The sequence below is a fragment of the Enterobacter genomosp. O genome, from assembly GCF_001022965.1.
GTDB classification, from domain to species: Bacteria; Pseudomonadota; Gammaproteobacteria; order Enterobacterales; family Enterobacteriaceae; genus Enterobacter; species Enterobacter cloacae_L.
Genome location: NZ_LECZ01000024.1, coordinates 170,843 through 183,997, shown reverse-complemented (window position 1 = coordinate 183,997; position 13,155 = coordinate 170,843). Strand labels below are relative to the sequence as shown.

Annotated in this window: 12 protein-coding genes; 5 read left to right on the top strand and 7 right to left on the bottom strand. The window is 55.8% G+C overall.

The window, feature by feature from the left end:
* Nucleotides 1–83: 83 nt before the first annotated feature.
* From mepS to ABR39_RS08425, 4 genes are all read right to left on the bottom strand, one after another.
* Nucleotides 84–653, bottom strand: a complete 570-nt coding sequence (mepS, locus tag ABR39_RS08440; RefSeq protein WP_047346578.1) for a bifunctional murein DD-endopeptidase/murein LD-carboxypeptidase — start codon at nt 651–653, stop codon at nt 84–86.
* Nucleotides 654–1,080: 427 nt separating this feature from the next.
* Entirely contained in the window at nt 1,081–1,782 is a 702-nt protein-coding gene (locus tag ABR39_RS08435; RefSeq protein ID WP_165587278.1) for a phosphatase PAP2 family protein, read from the bottom strand.
* A gap of 33 nt (nt 1,783–1,815) precedes the next feature.
* A complete protein-coding gene (locus tag ABR39_RS08430; protein WP_047346576.1) occupies nt 1,816–2,802 on the bottom strand; it encodes a CobW family GTP-binding protein in 987 nt (328 codons plus the stop codon).
* A 123-nt stretch (nt 2,803–2,925) separates the two neighbouring features.
* Nucleotides 2,926–4,392 carry a mannitol dehydrogenase family protein gene (locus ABR39_RS08425; protein WP_047346575.1) on the bottom strand — a complete coding sequence of 489 codons (1,467 nt, stop codon included), beginning with the start codon at nt 4,390–4,392 and terminating at the stop codon, nt 2,926–2,928.
* A gap of 205 nt (nt 4,393–4,597) precedes the next feature.
* Here ABR39_RS08425 and uxuA point away from each other — a divergent pair, with 205 nt between their 5' ends.
* A complete protein-coding gene (uxuA, locus tag ABR39_RS08420) occupies nt 4,598–5,788 on the top strand; it encodes a mannonate dehydratase (protein ID WP_047346574.1) in 1,191 nt (396 codons plus the stop codon).
* 126 nt (nt 5,789–5,914) lie between these two features.
* Here the strand turns inward: uxuA and yeiP are convergent, their stop codons facing one another.
* Complete coding sequence (yeiP, locus tag ABR39_RS08415) at nt 5,915–6,487, bottom strand: elongation factor P-like protein YeiP (RefSeq protein ID WP_008500940.1); 573 nt, start codon at nt 6,485–6,487, stop codon at nt 5,915–5,917.
* A gap of 164 nt (nt 6,488–6,651) precedes the next feature.
* Between yeiP and ABR39_RS24140 the strand changes: the two genes are divergently transcribed.
* A complete protein-coding gene (locus tag ABR39_RS24140) occupies nt 6,652–6,906 on the top strand; it encodes a YkgJ family cysteine cluster protein (RefSeq protein WP_023312483.1) in 255 nt (84 codons plus the stop codon).
* Here the strand turns inward: ABR39_RS24140 and setB are convergent.
* Nucleotides 6,903–8,084 carry a sugar efflux transporter SetB gene (gene setB, locus ABR39_RS08410; protein WP_047346573.1) on the bottom strand — a complete coding sequence of 394 codons (1,182 nt, stop codon included), beginning with the start codon at nt 8,082–8,084 and terminating at the stop codon, nt 6,903–6,905. The two genes, ABR39_RS24140 and setB, sit on opposite strands and share 4 nt — an antisense overlap.
* A gap of 362 nt (nt 8,085–8,446) precedes the next feature.
* Here setB and fruB point away from each other — a divergent pair, with 362 nt between their 5' ends.
* From fruB to fruA, 3 genes are read left to right on the top strand one after another with little or no spacing between them, the layout of a single operon-like run.
* Nucleotides 8,447–9,577: a fused PTS fructose transporter subunit IIA/HPr protein gene (gene fruB, locus ABR39_RS08400; RefSeq protein WP_047346571.1), complete on the top strand. Its 1,131-nt coding sequence runs from the start codon at nt 8,447–8,449 to the stop codon at nt 9,575–9,577.
* Entirely contained in the window at nt 9,577–10,515 is a 939-nt protein-coding gene (fruK, locus tag ABR39_RS08395; RefSeq protein ID WP_047346570.1) for a 1-phosphofructokinase, read from the top strand. The genes fruB and fruK overlap by 1 nt, the downstream gene beginning before the upstream one ends.
* Nucleotides 10,516–10,531: 16 nt before the next feature.
* The gene (gene fruA, locus ABR39_RS08390; protein WP_047346569.1) at nt 10,532–12,217 is read left to right on the top strand and encodes a PTS fructose transporter subunit IIBC; all 1,686 of its coding nucleotides are present in this window, start codon (nt 10,532–10,534) and stop codon (nt 12,215–12,217) included.
* Nucleotides 12,218–12,264: 47 nt separating this feature from the next.
* Here fruA and nfo read toward each other — a convergent pair whose 3' ends face one another.
* Nucleotides 12,265–13,122 carry a deoxyribonuclease IV gene (gene nfo / locus ABR39_RS08385; RefSeq protein ID WP_047346568.1) on the bottom strand — a complete coding sequence of 286 codons (858 nt, stop codon included), beginning with the start codon at nt 13,120–13,122 and terminating at the stop codon, nt 12,265–12,267.
* Nucleotides 13,123–13,155: the final 33 nt, after the last annotated feature.

Here is a 13,155-nt window from a genome sequence, read left to right as displayed (position 1 = left end):
TGGGCAAAAAAAAACACTGCCGAAGCAGTGCTTTTTTTCATCATATCGCCAGCCAAGGGATAACCAACGATACAATTATCATATTAACTGCGGGTCAATACGCGGCGCGCTTCGTTATAGCGCTTCTTCCAGTACGGTTCGTTCATGCTGGAAATGGTCACACCGCTGCTGGTGGAGGCATGTACAAACTGGTCGTTACCAATGTAGATGCCAACATGTCGACCTGTGGAACCTGCACGGAACAGAACTAAGTCACCGGTGCGAAGTTTAGTGCGTGAAATCGACTTGCCCATCTCCTGCTGTTCATAGGTTGAACGCGGAAGATCTAACCCAAACTGCTCGCGGAACGTACGCTGTACAAAACCGGAACAATCAATACCTGTTTTTGTGCTGCCGCCAAGACGATAGCGCACGCCTTTCCAGCTAGCATACTGGTCCATAATGCGGGACTTCACGTCCAGATTACGTACCATATTTTCAAATTCATCCTGAGAGGCTTGCAGTGACGAGGAATCTTCCATTCCCACAACACGCGTCTCAGGATGCATATTCTTTGCGGTGTTCGATGTACTACATGCAGATAACAGTACCGCGACTGCTATCGCCGGGATCCCCCGTAAGATATATCTCAGAAACGGTTGAGATTTGACCATTTTGTTTATTATCCCTTGAAGTCCTTAACGACAAATATCGTTATAAAAATGCCAAACGTGACGAGACTAATTATCTGTTCACATTGAGACAATTCTTTCTGGTCACATTTGTGGCACAGCGCACAAAATTATTCACCAGCGAAATAATTATCTCTATGGGGCAAAACGAGTTCGAGATTAACCGATTGCCAGGGGTATTGCGAGTAAAAAAAGCCTTTTTTTTATAAGAAAATGTGATACAGAAAGTAAAAATCCGTAATTGCTTAAATTACCGTCAGATCCGACGCATAATCGCGCAATTGCTTCATTTTTATCATGAATATGATGACGAGAATATGACAGTGGAGAAAGATCGCGCTGAGAGCAGCATCAGGGATCATGTCGATCCCTGATAGTTAGCGGTAATTTGAGTTAGTTATTTGTTTAATTATTGTTGCGCTTTGCCGGGAAGATAGCGATCGAACAACGCTATTATCCTGTCGCTCAGCGGGGTCAACAGACACCACGGCAGCGCAATCAGCGCAACGGAGAGCGAACCGACGGCAATATCGGTGAACCAGTGGGCGCCAATCATTACGCGCGGGAAGGCAAAAACCACAAAAATAATCAGGGCTATGGCAAAGGCTTTTCTGCCGAAATAGCGAAGCATAATCGCGGAAAAAATAAGCAGCATCATGCCGTGATCGCCGGGAAAACTGTCCTTCGACGCATCTTTTGTTGGAATATGCAGCAGCTCGCTGACGCGATAAATATCGGTGAAGAATAGCGTTGGGCTTGAACGCTTAACCGGAATAATCGCGGTGGCCAACTGGTTAATTAGCACAGCAAACAGCAGCATCACCAGACCGATAATCAGAATACGTCGACGTCCGGCTTTATCCTCTTTCAGCCAGAAAGAGAGCATCAGGCAGCCCATGGCCAGCAGCGAGAAGCCGTCGAAGGCGCGGTTGTTGGTGACTGCCACCAGCCACAGGAACGCGTTGCTCTTCACCAGCTCCTGGTTGAAGAAGTGAAAAATGGCCGAATCCAGCGGGAACCAGAAACCATGATCCGCCGGGATATACCAGGAGAAGAAAAGCGCCAGTCCGGCGACATTAAGCAGTAATATCAGGGGAAATCGAGTTGTCATAACGTTCTGCATAGAGTGAAAACTGGGGCAACGTTAGCCGCCCAAACTTAAACGAATCCTCAACAGGCTGGACTGCAGGGCATTCCAGTCGGCGTTAACCGCACTAATTAACTCTATACGGCTGTCAGGCGGCGCCACATTTTGCGTCTCAATAAAGAAATCGTCGCCCTGGCGGTTGATCCGCACCAGGCCGTCCGGCGTGCGCATGATCCCTTTCACGCGATCGACCGGGGCAAGCCGGGCCCACTCCAGAATCCCGATGGTGTCGAAAACGGTGTCAGCATCAAAAATCCATCCACAGGCCTGATATCCCTGGCCGCTGTTCAGATTACGACGCCAGCGCTGGTGCTCCGGCAGGCTCAGTGCGGCCAGACCCTGCTTAACCGGATGACCGTGCGCGTGATCCGCGCTGGCAGGCAGCTCGGCGAGGTTCAGGCGAGGAAGGTCAAGCAGGGCGCCGTCAATTTTCCCCTGTGTGGCCTGCACCCGCGTGCGATTGCCGCCGAAATGCTGCCACCACGCGTCCAGCGCGGCCTGGCTTTCCGCCGTGGCGCGATCTTCTTTATTGGCGACGATAACGTCAGCCGAGGCGAGCTGATCGCGGAAGTTCTCATTGGCCACCGCTTTTTCATCCAGTAGCTGACGAGGATCGAGCAGGCACAGGGTGGCGCGCAGATCGATCCACGGCTCGTAAACCGGGGCGGTCAGTAAATCGAGGATCTGCTTTGGGTGACCCAGCCCGGTGGGTTCAATCAGCAGGCGGTCGGGTTTGCCCTGACGCAGCAGGGTATTGAGCCCCACCTGCATCGGCAGGCCATTGACGCAGCACATGCATCCGCCGGGGATCTCTTTAATCATCGCACCGCTGGATGACAGCAATGCGCCATCGATGCCCACCTCGCCAAATTCATTGACCAGCACGGCCCATTTCTCGGCCGGATCTTTATTCGCCAGCAGGTGAAGAATGGAGGTGGTTTTACCGCTGCCGAGAAAACCGGTGATGAGGTTGGTTTTGGTCACGTGTGCTCCGCAAGTGAATTGTGATGCTATAACACTATTCTTTTATCCTGGCGAAAAATGTGCCCAATGAGAAGGGGAAGGGCGAACGGAGGCCGCATCCGTTCGCGTTAAGCGCAATAATCGCTAAATATTTAACGTTTCAATAACAGCCTGACGCGCGCCGTGGCGGGCAATGCGCTGATATGCCTGGCTGACAGTTTCAACAAACGCGTAATTTTGCGCGAGATCGTGTCCAAAGACCTCGTTCAGCCCCAGCAGCGCGTTGACGCGCCCGGCGTCGTTGCTGGCGTCGACAATCGCGCGGATTTTTTCGCTGAGGGGATCGCGAACGTCAATCGCGTTGCCACGCTCGTCGGTACCGCTGACGTAGCGTATCCACCCGGCCACGCCCAAGGCCAGCAGCGGCCAGGGCGTTTTTCGCTCAAGATGGACGCGGATCCCATCCAGCATTCTCTGGGGTAGCTTCTGGCTACCGTCCATTGCGATCTGCCACGTGCGATGCTGAAGTGCCGGGTTGGCAAAGCGCTCCAGCAGGCTATCGGCGTAGGCGGTGAGGTCGACATCCTTAATACGCAAGGTAGGAGCCTGTTCGTTCAGCATGAGCCGCCGGGCGGCTTCGCGGAAAGCTGCGTCTTCCATACATTCATTGATATGCGCATAGCCGGCGAGATACCCCAGATACGCCAGGAAAGAGTGGCTGCCGTTGAGCATGCGTAACTTCATCTGCTCCCACGGCAGAACATCCTGCACCATCTGGACACCCGCAACTTCCCACGCCGGACGGCCGGCAACAAAATTATCTTCCACTACCCACTGAATAAACGGTTCGCAGCTGATGGCGCACGGATCTTCAACGCCGAGCGCGTCGGTGATTTCCGCCAGCGAAGCTTCAGTCGCGGCGGGCACAATCCTGTCGACCATCGTTCCCGGGAAACTCACGTGGCTATCAATCCATTCTGACAGCGCCGCGGAACGCTTTTGCGCCATGCCCAGCACCGCGTTTTTCACCACGTGACCGTTGTCGGGAATATTGTCGCAGGACAGCACGGTAAAAGCGGGCAGGCCGCGCTCGCGGCGGCGGTGGAGCGCTTCGACCAGGATCCCAGGGGCGGAATGCGGCTCTGAGGGGTTTTCAAGATCGTGGACGATCCGGGCGTTGTGCTGATCCAACTTACCGGTCGCGGGATCGATGCAGTAGCCTTTCTCCGTGATGGTGAGCGACACAATCGCCACCTGAGGCTCACAAAATTTCTCAATAATCGCCGGCAGAGAGTCCAGCTTTGCGTTCAGGCATTCGTGGACGGCACCGACGATAATCGGCTGATTGCCTTCTGCACCTTTCTCCAGCACGGTAAACAGATGATCCTGCGCGCGCAGCTGGCCCATCAGCACGTCGCCGCTGAAAAGGCTAATCTCACAAATCCCCCAGTCGCCGCCTTTTTCATTCAGCACCCGGTTTGTTAACAAAGCCTGGTGCGCGCGGTGAAAGGCACCAAAGCCAAAATGGACGATGCGGGAGCGTAATTGCGCGCGATCGTAGCGAGGTTGCTGAACGTGGGCAGGAAGCGAGGTGGAGGCAATTGTCTTCATGAAATACACACCTGATTAACCATTAATTAACAATGCCAGTGTAAAGTTATATGACAGCAAATAAAATTGGTGAGCCGTAAATATCCCCGTTCTGTGAGTTTGATCAATCAATGTGTGGCGGTATGTTGACCCTTAGCGGCAAACATGTATGGTAGTCGTCATTGCAGTAACGCATATTGGTATAACAACTTAAGAGGGTGAGGCAATGGAACAAACCTGGCGTTGGTACGGGCCGAACGATCCGGTTTCTCTTGATGATGTGCGTCAGGCTGGCGCAACGGGTGTCGTCACGGCGCTGCATCATATTCCGAACGGTCAGGTATGGCCGATTGAGGAAATTCAACAGCGTCAGGCGCTGCTGGCGGAGAAGGGATTAACCTGGTCTGTGGTGGAAAGCATTCCGGTTCATGAAGAGATCAAAACCCATACCGGTGAGTACCAGACCTGGATTGCTAACTACCAGCAGAGCATTCGCAACCTGGCAGCCTGCGGCATTGATACGGTCTGCTATAACTTCATGCCCATTCTGGACTGGACGCGGACCGACCTTGAGTATCAGATGCCGGACGGTTCAAAAGCGCTGCGTTTCGATCAGATTGCCTTTGCGGCATTCGAACTGCACATTCTGAAACGCCCTGGTGCCGAAGCGGATTACACCGCAGAAGAGCAGCAGCAGGCGCGTGAGTGGTTTAACGCCGCAAGCGAAGCAGACATCGAAAAGCTGACCCGTAATATTATTGCTGGCCTGCCGGGTGCTGAAGAGGGGTATACGCTGGATCAGTTCCGCGCGCGTCTGGCGGAATACGGCGATATTGATAAGCACCAGCTACGCGAAAACATGGCGTATTTCCTGCGCGCTATCGTGCCGGTTGCTGAAGAGGCAGGTGTACGCCTCGCCGTGCACCCGGACGATCCACCGCGTCCTATCCTTGGCCTGCCGCGTATCGTTTCCACCCTTGAAGATATGCAGTGGCTGAAAGAGACGGTAAACAGCATCTATAACGGCTTTACCATGTGTACCGGCTCCTACGGCGTGCGCGCGGATAACGATCTGGTACGGATGATTGAAACCTTCGGCGACCGTATCCACTTCACGCATCTGCGTGCGACCTGCCGTGAAGCGAACCCGAAAACCTTCCACGAGGCGGCGCACCTTGGCGGTGATGTGAATATGGTCGCGGTGGTGGATGCTATTCTGGCGGAAGAGGCGCGTCGTAAGCAGGCTGGCGATGTGCGTCCTATCCCGTTCCGGCCGGATCACGGACACCAGATGCTGGACGATCTGCGTAAGAAAACCAACCCGGGCTATTCGGCGATTGGCCGTCTTAAAGGGATGGCGGAAGTGCGCGGCGTTGAGCTGGCGCTGAAGATGACGAAGTATCCGGAGCTTCTGTAACCGGAATTGTCGGGTGACGGCTTCGCCTTACCCGACCTACAAAATCAAAAAAACCGGCTCTCAGGCCGGTTTTTTCGTAGGCCCGGTAAGGCGAAGCCGCCACCGGGCAAAAGGCAAAGGCCGCAATTAATCGGCACGCCCCATATAGCGTTTTTCTTCGATATGGATGCGGATTTTCTCACCAGCGGAGAGGTATTCCGGCACCTGCACAACCAGGCCAGTCGTCAGGGTAGCCGGTTTGTTGCGCGCGCTTGCGGACGCGCCTTTGATGCCAGGCGCCGTTTCAACGATTTCCAGATCGACGGTCTGCGGCAGTTCCAGCGCCAGCAGCACGCCGTCCCAGGTCAGGACCTGCATGTCAGGCATACCGCCTTCAGGGATAAACAGCAGCTCTTCTTCGATCTGATCTTTGGTGAAGATGTACGGGGTGTAATCTTCTTTATCCATGAACACGTATTCGTTGCCGTCGATGTAGGAGAAATCGACATAGCGGCGGGTCAGGGTCACGGTATCGACGATATCGTCACCTTTAAAGCGCTCTTCCACTTTCAGGCCGGTACGCACATCGGCGAAACGCATTTTGTACAGCGTTGCTGCACCACGGGCGCTCGGGGCCTGAATGTCGATATCTTTCACAATCAGCAGTTTGCCGTTGTAATTCAGCACCATACCTTTCTTAATTTCGTTCGCTCTTGGCATTGCAGTAATCCTGTTTACGGGAGGTAAAAAATATCGCGCCAAATTACTCGCGCGCGGCCTTTCAGGCAAGAGGAATTCGCGGCTTTTGCTATCAATACGCAAAAGGTGTTACTGTGCGCGCGATGCCCGACTGCGCGGGCGTCCGTCAGCGAAAGAGAGCATTTATGGATTGCCGTCCAGACTGTGGCGCGTGCTGTACTGCACCGTCCATTTCAAGCCCCATTCCAGGAATGCCCGAGGGCAAACCTGCCAATACCCGCTGCGTTCAGCTCTCGGAAACGAATCTGTGCATGATCTTTGGCTCACCGTTGCGCCCGAAGGTCTGCTCCGGGCTTCAGCCCACTGCCGAAATGTGCGGCAGCACGCGAGGGCAGGCGATGACGTACCTTCTTGAACTGGAAGCGCTCACCGCGCCCTAAACGTCTTTAATCCGCGTCAGACAGCCAATCGTCAGCGTACACATCACCAGCGCAATCCAGAACACCGTGTGATAGTTCCAGATTTCAGCCACGACACCGGCCATTGAGCCGGCGATAATCCAGCCCACGCGGGTGGTATTAGTATAAAGGGTGGTGGCAGAGCCTGCCTGACCCGGCATCAGATCCTGGAAGTAGAGCATGCCTATCCCGGCGAGAATGCCAATATAAATGGCGTTCAGCAGCTGTAAAGCCAGCAACAGCCCCGGCGTATGTACCGTCAACATACCGATATAGAACAGCAGACCCGCGACGGCGGCGATGCGCATTAAAAAACGCTTCCCGAAGCGCTTTGCGTAATAGCCCGCGATGAGCATGGTCGGGATCTCCAGCCCTGCGGCGGTGCCCATCATAATGCCCGCCAGCTTCTCCGACAGGTGCAGTTCATCAATAATAAACAGCGGCATATTGATGATATACAGGCTGTTGGTACCCCACATAAGCGTGCAGACAACAAACAGGAGCAGGGCATCGCGGCGGTTGCGGCGCGGCGCTTCCAGCACGCCCGTTGCCACTTTCGGCTCTTTGCGCATGGACGGCAGAAAGAACCACACCAGCGCGCCGCACGCCACAAACGCGACGGCCGCACTCAGGTACATCACCGTAAAGCCAAAACCCATTGCCAGCGCGTAAGCCAGCGGCGGGCCAATCACCCACGCCAGCGACACCTGAGCACGCAGGACGGAGCTGAACATCACCGCTTCACGCCCGGTATGGTCGGCGTGTTCGCGTGCAAGGGCGAACATCTGCGGGTTCGCCGTCGAGCCAAAGCTGCTCAGGAACACCCCGACGAAGAGCAAAATGAAATAGTTGCGGTTCCAGGCAAACAGAACGCAGGCCAATACCCCCAGCAGGCAGCAGAAAACGATCAGGCTTTTACGGTCGCCTTTTCTGTCGGATCGCCCCGCCAGAAACTGACTGACCAGGATGCCGATGATGGCGCTGCCGGTAAAAAAGAAGCCGACCATTGCCGGGCGGGCGTGAACCTCATTCGTCAGAAATAAACTCAGCGTCGGCGTCTGTAACGCACCGGCAATGCCCGTGAAGAAGGCAACAACCAGGAATGCCGCTGAGGTCAAATCAAAGGGCTTCGGCGAGGCGGCCGCAGGGGTGTTATGCATGTTTTATAATTAGCGAGTAGCAGAGAGGAGGCGGAGTTTACGCCGTCAGCTAAAAAATAAACAGTGGGTGCGGTCAATGATGCCACGAAAAATCAAAATGGCATTTCAACTTATAAACAGGCTGGCTGACCTTAGCTGAAACTGGCTTGCTGAACTTCAGCAAAATTCAGCTGAACGAAGAAGAAATGTGCTGTATCTCTAAATTCTGACATCAGAAAGACGAGTTTACTTGCAAGGCTTTGCAGAAAGCGCAAGACTTTTTGAAACGTTTCAGCGCTATCTTGTTTAAACAAACGGAGCAGGCTAGCGCATTTTTTCTCATTAAAGCTGAAACGATTCAAGTTCAGCAGGAGTGGAGAACCATGTTCCAGTTATCTGTTCAGGATATCCACCCGGGCGCACAGGCCGGGGATAAAGAAGAGGCTATTCGCCAGGTTGCCGCTGCGCTTGTGCAGGCGGGCAACGTCGCGGACGGCTATGTAAACGGCATGCTGGCGCGTGAGCAGCAGACCTCAACCTTCCTCGGCAATGGCATTGCCATTCCGCACGGCACAACCGACACCCGCGATCAGGTGCTGAAAACCGGCGTTCAGGTTTATCAGTTCCCGCAGGGCGTGCTCTGGGGTGACGGTCAGGTGGCTTACGTGGCTATCGGTATCGCGGCCAGCAGCGACGAACACTTAGGCCTGCTGCGTCAGCTGACGCATGTCCTGAGCGATGACGCGGTAGCTGAACAGCTTAAGTCCGCCACGACGGCGGAAGAACTGCGCGCCTTGCTGATGGGCGAAAAACAGAGTGAAGCGCTGAAACTGGATAATGAAACGCTGACGCTGGACGTGGCTGCCTCCGATCTGGTGACGCTGCAGGCGCTGAACGCAGGTCGTCTGAAAGAAGCCGGCGCGGCAGACGCCACCTTTGTCACCCGCGTGATTAACGATAAGCCGTTGAATCTGGGGCAGGGTATCTGGCTGAACGACAGTGCTGAAGGCAACCTGCGCAGTGCAATCGCCGTGAGCCGCGCGGCCAATGCGTTTGACGTAGAAGGCGAGCGCGCGGCCATGCTGGTGACCGTAGCGATGAACGACGATCAGCCGGTTTCCGTGCTGAAGCGTCTGGGCGACCTGTTGCTGAACAACAAAGCTGAAAAACTGCTGAATGCTGATGCCTCCACCGTGCTGGCACTGCTGACCAGTGATGATGCGCTGACGGATGACGTGCAGTCCGCGGAGTTCGTTGTGCGCAACGAACACGGCTTGCATGCCCGTCCTGGCACCATGCTGGTGAACACCATTAAACAATTCGAGAGTGAGATCACCGTGGCGAATCTTGATGGCACGGGCAAACCGGCCAACGGCCGTAGTCTGATGAAAGTTGTCGCGCTGGGCGTGAAGAAAGGCCACCGTCTGCGTTTCACCGCGCAGGGTGCGGATGCTGAACAGGCGCTGAAAGCGATTGGCGACGCCATCGCGGCGGGTCTGGGGGAGGGCGCATAATGAGCAGACGTGTTGCGACTATTACGCTGAACCCGGCTTATGACCTGGTGGGATTTTGCCCTGAAATTGAGCGCGGCGAAGTCAACCTCGTGCGTACCACTGGCCTGCATGCTGCGGGTAAAGGGATTAACGTCGCGAAAGTGCTCAAGGATCTCGGTATCGATGTCACCGTGGGCGGGTTCCTCGGTAAAGATAACCAGGATGGCTTCCAGCAGCTGTTCAGCGAGCTGGGCATTGCCAACCGTTTTCAGATTGTTCAGGGCCGTACCCGTATCAACGTTAAGCTGACCGAGAAAGACGGTGAAGTGACCGATCTCAACTTCTCTGGCTTCGAAGTGACGCCGTCCGACTGGGAACGTTTTGTTAACGACTCGCTGACCTGGCTTGGCCAGTTTGACATGGTCTGCGTCAGCGGCAGCCTGCCGTCCGGCGTGAGCCCGGAAGCGTTTACCGACTGGATGACGCGCCTGCGCAGCCAGTGCCCGTGCATTATTTTCGACAGCAGCCGCGACGCGCTGGTTGCGGGTCTGAAAGCCTCTCCGTGGCTGGTGAAGCCGAATCGCCGCGAGCTGGAGATCTGGGCGGGCCGTAAGCTGCCAGAATTAAAAGATGTGATTGACGCTGCCCATGCGCTGCGCGAGCAGGGTATCGCTCACGTGGTTATCTCGCTTGGCGCAGAAGGCGCGTTGTGGGTTAACGCGTCTGGCGAATGGATCGCCAAACCGCCATCGGTTGACGTTGTCAGCACCGTTGGCGCAGGGGATTCCATGGTTGGCGGCCTGATTTACGGTCTGCTGATGCGTGAATCCAGTGAACATACTTTACGTCTTGCCACCGCCGTTGCTGCCCTGGCCGTAAGCCAGAGCAATGTCGGTATTACCGATCGTACCCAGTTAGCCGCGATGATGGCGCGCGTTGACTTAAAACCTTTTAACTAACAGCAGGAGAGGAATAATGAAAACGCTGCTGATCATTGACTCCGGTCTCGGACAGGCTCGCGCCTACATGGCGAAGACCTTGCTGGGCGCGGCGGCACAAAAAGCACATCTGGATATTATCGATAATCCAGGCGATGCAGAACTGGCCATTGTACTGGGCGATAAAATCCCGGCTGACAGTGCGCTGAACGGCAAAAAAGTGTGGCTGGGCGATATTAATCGTGCGGTGGCACACCCGGAACTGTTCCTGAGCGAAGCGAAAGGTCACGCGTCCGTCTACAGCGCGCCTGTCGCGACGGCACCGGCTGCGGCCGCAGGGCCGAAACGCATTGTGGCGGTGACGGCCTGCCCGACGGGCGTGGCTCACACCTTTATGGCGGCTGAAGCCATTGAAACCGAAGCGAAAAAACGCGGCTGGTGGGTAAAAGTTGAAACCCGCGGTTCCGTCGGTGCTGGCAACGCCATCACCCCTGAAGAAGTGGCTGAGGCCGATCTGGTGATCGTGGCGGCGGATATCGAAGTGGATCTGGCGAAATTTGCCGGTAAGCCTATGTACCGTACCTCTACCGGCCTGGCGCTGAAAAAAACCGCTCAGGAGTTTGATAAGGCGCTGGTGGAAGCGAAGCCGTATCAGGCAACCGGCGCGCGTCAAACCGCAACGGAAGGTAAGAAAGAGTCTGCAGGCGCCTATCGCCATCTGCTGACCGGCGTGTCTTACATGCTGCCGATGGTGGTTGCGGGTGGTCTGTGTATTGCCCTCTCGTTCGCATTTGGTATTACCGCGTTTAAAGAACAAGGCACGCTGGCCGCTGCGTTAATGCAGATTGGCGGTGGATCCGCGTTCGCACTGATGGTGCCCGTTCTGGCCGGCTTTATTGCCTTCTCCATCGCTGACCGTCCTGGCCTGACGCCGGGTCTTATCGGCGGTATGCTGGCAGTGAGCACCGGTTCCGGCTTTATCGGCGGTATCATCGCCGGCTTCCTGGCCGGTTACGTCGCGAAGCTCATCAGCGGGAAGCTGAAGCTGCCGCAGAGTATGGAAGCCCTGAAGCCGATTCTGATCATCCCGCTGATTTCCAGCCTGGTGGTCGGTCTGGCGATGATTTACCTGATTGGTAAGCCTGTTGCGGGCATCCTGGCGGGTCTGACCCACTGGCTGCAAACCATGGGCACCGCGAACGCGGTTCTGCTGGGTGCTATCCTCGGTGGCATGATGTGTACCGATATGGGTGGTCCGGTGAACAAAGCGGCGTACGCCTTTGGCGTTGGCCTGCTGAGTACCCAGACCTACGCGCCGATGGCGGCCATCATGGCGGCCGGTATGGTGCCTCCGCTGGCGCTCGGTCTGGCGACGATTATTGCCCGCCGTAAGTTCGATAAAGCGCAGCAGGAAGGCGGTAAGGCCGCGCTGGTGCTGGGTCTGTGCTTCATCACCGAAGGGGCGATTCCGTTCGCGGCCCGTGACCCAATGCGCGTGCTGCCGTGCTGTATCGTGGGTGGTGCTGTGACGGGGGCTATCTCCATGGCGGTTGGCGCGAAACTGATGGCACCACACGGCGGTCTGTTTGTTCTGCTGATCCCAGGCGCTATCACCCCGGTGCTGGGTTATCTGCTGGCGATTATTGCCGGTACGCTGGTGGCGGGTCTGTCTTATGCGGTGCTGAAGCGCCCTGAAGCCGAAGTGGTTGCGAAAGCGGCCTAAGCGTTAACGTGATAAAAAAGCCGGGTGCGTAAGCAGCCCGGCTTTTTTTATGCCGCCTGTTCAGCGGTTTGCTGCGCTTTGAGCCAGGCGATTTCTTCTGCCCAGATATCCGGATTGATGGTTTCAAGCACCATCGGAATGCCGTCGAAGCGGGCATCCTGCATGATAAAGCGGAACGCGTCATGGCCGATGTTGCCTTCGCCCAGGCTGTGGTGGCGGTCAACGCGGCTGCCAAAGGCGCTTTTCGCATCGTTTAGGTGCATTCCGCGCAGGTACTTAAAGCCCACGATGCGCTCGAACTCATCAAACGTGTTTTTCGTTGCCTCGGTCGTGCGCAGGTCATAGCCGGCCGCAAAGGCGTGGCAGGTATCAATGCACACGCCGACGCGGGATTTATCTTCCACGCCGTCAATAATGGCCGCCAGATGTTCGAACTTAAAGCCAAGGTTGCTGCCCTGACCGGCGGTATTCTCAATCACCGCGGTGACGCCCTGGGTTTTATCCAGGGTGATGTTGATGGACTCGGCAATGCGCGCCAGGCAGGCATCTTCATCGATTTGCATCAGGTGACTACCCGGATGGAAGTTCAGCAGCGTCAGCCCCAGCTGTTCGCAGCGCTGGACTTCATCCAGAAACGCTTCGCGAGATTTATCCAGCGCTTCCTGAACCGGATGCCCGAGGTTGATCAGGTAGCTGTCGTGGGGGAGGATCTGGCCGGGCCCGTAGCGGTATTTCTCACAGGCGGCTTTGAAGTCATCAATCACTTCAGCGGTCAGCGGCGCGGCGCGCCACTGGCGCTGATTTTTGGTGAACAGGGCGAAAGCGGTCGCCTCAATTTCGGCGGCGCGAATGGCGGCATTCGCAAGGCCACCTGCAGCGCTAACGTGCGCTCCAACATATTTCATAAAAAACTCCTGCTAACCCGAAACGCTTATGAT

What these genes read in the sequence shown, in the direction of transcription:
- uxuA (WP_047346574.1), top strand. Translation starts at nt 4,598, where the DNA reads ATGGAACAAACCTGGCGTTGGTACGGGCCGAACGATCCGGTTTCTCTT.
- nfo (WP_047346568.1), bottom strand. Translation starts at nt 13,122, where the DNA reads ATGAAATATGTTGGAGCGCACGTTAGCGCTGCAGGTGGCCTTGCGAAT.
- yeiP (WP_008500940.1), bottom strand. Translation starts at nt 6,487, where the DNA reads ATGCCAAGAGCGAACGAAATTAAGAAAGGTATGGTGCTGAATTACAAC.
- mepS (WP_047346578.1), bottom strand. Translation starts at nt 653, where the DNA reads ATGGTCAAATCTCAACCGTTTCTGAGATATATCTTACGGGGGATCCCG.
- setB (WP_047346573.1), bottom strand. Translation starts at nt 8,084, where the DNA reads ATGCATAACACCCCTGCGGCCGCCTCGCCGAAGCCCTTTGATTTGACC.
- fruK (WP_047346570.1), top strand. Translation starts at nt 9,577, where the DNA reads ATGAGCAGACGTGTTGCGACTATTACGCTGAACCCGGCTTATGACCTG.
- fruB (WP_047346571.1), top strand. Translation starts at nt 8,447, where the DNA reads ATGTTCCAGTTATCTGTTCAGGATATCCACCCGGGCGCACAGGCCGGG.
- ABR39_RS08425 (WP_047346575.1), bottom strand. Translation starts at nt 4,392, where the DNA reads ATGAAGACAATTGCCTCCACCTCGCTTCCTGCCCACGTTCAGCAACCT.
- ABR39_RS08435 (WP_165587278.1), bottom strand. Translation starts at nt 1,782, where the DNA reads ATGACAACTCGATTTCCCCTGATATTACTGCTTAATGTCGCCGGACTG.
- fruA (WP_047346569.1), top strand. Translation starts at nt 10,532, where the DNA reads ATGAAAACGCTGCTGATCATTGACTCCGGTCTCGGACAGGCTCGCGCC.
- ABR39_RS24140 (WP_023312483.1), top strand. Translation starts at nt 6,652, where the DNA reads ATGGATTGCCGTCCAGACTGTGGCGCGTGCTGTACTGCACCGTCCATT.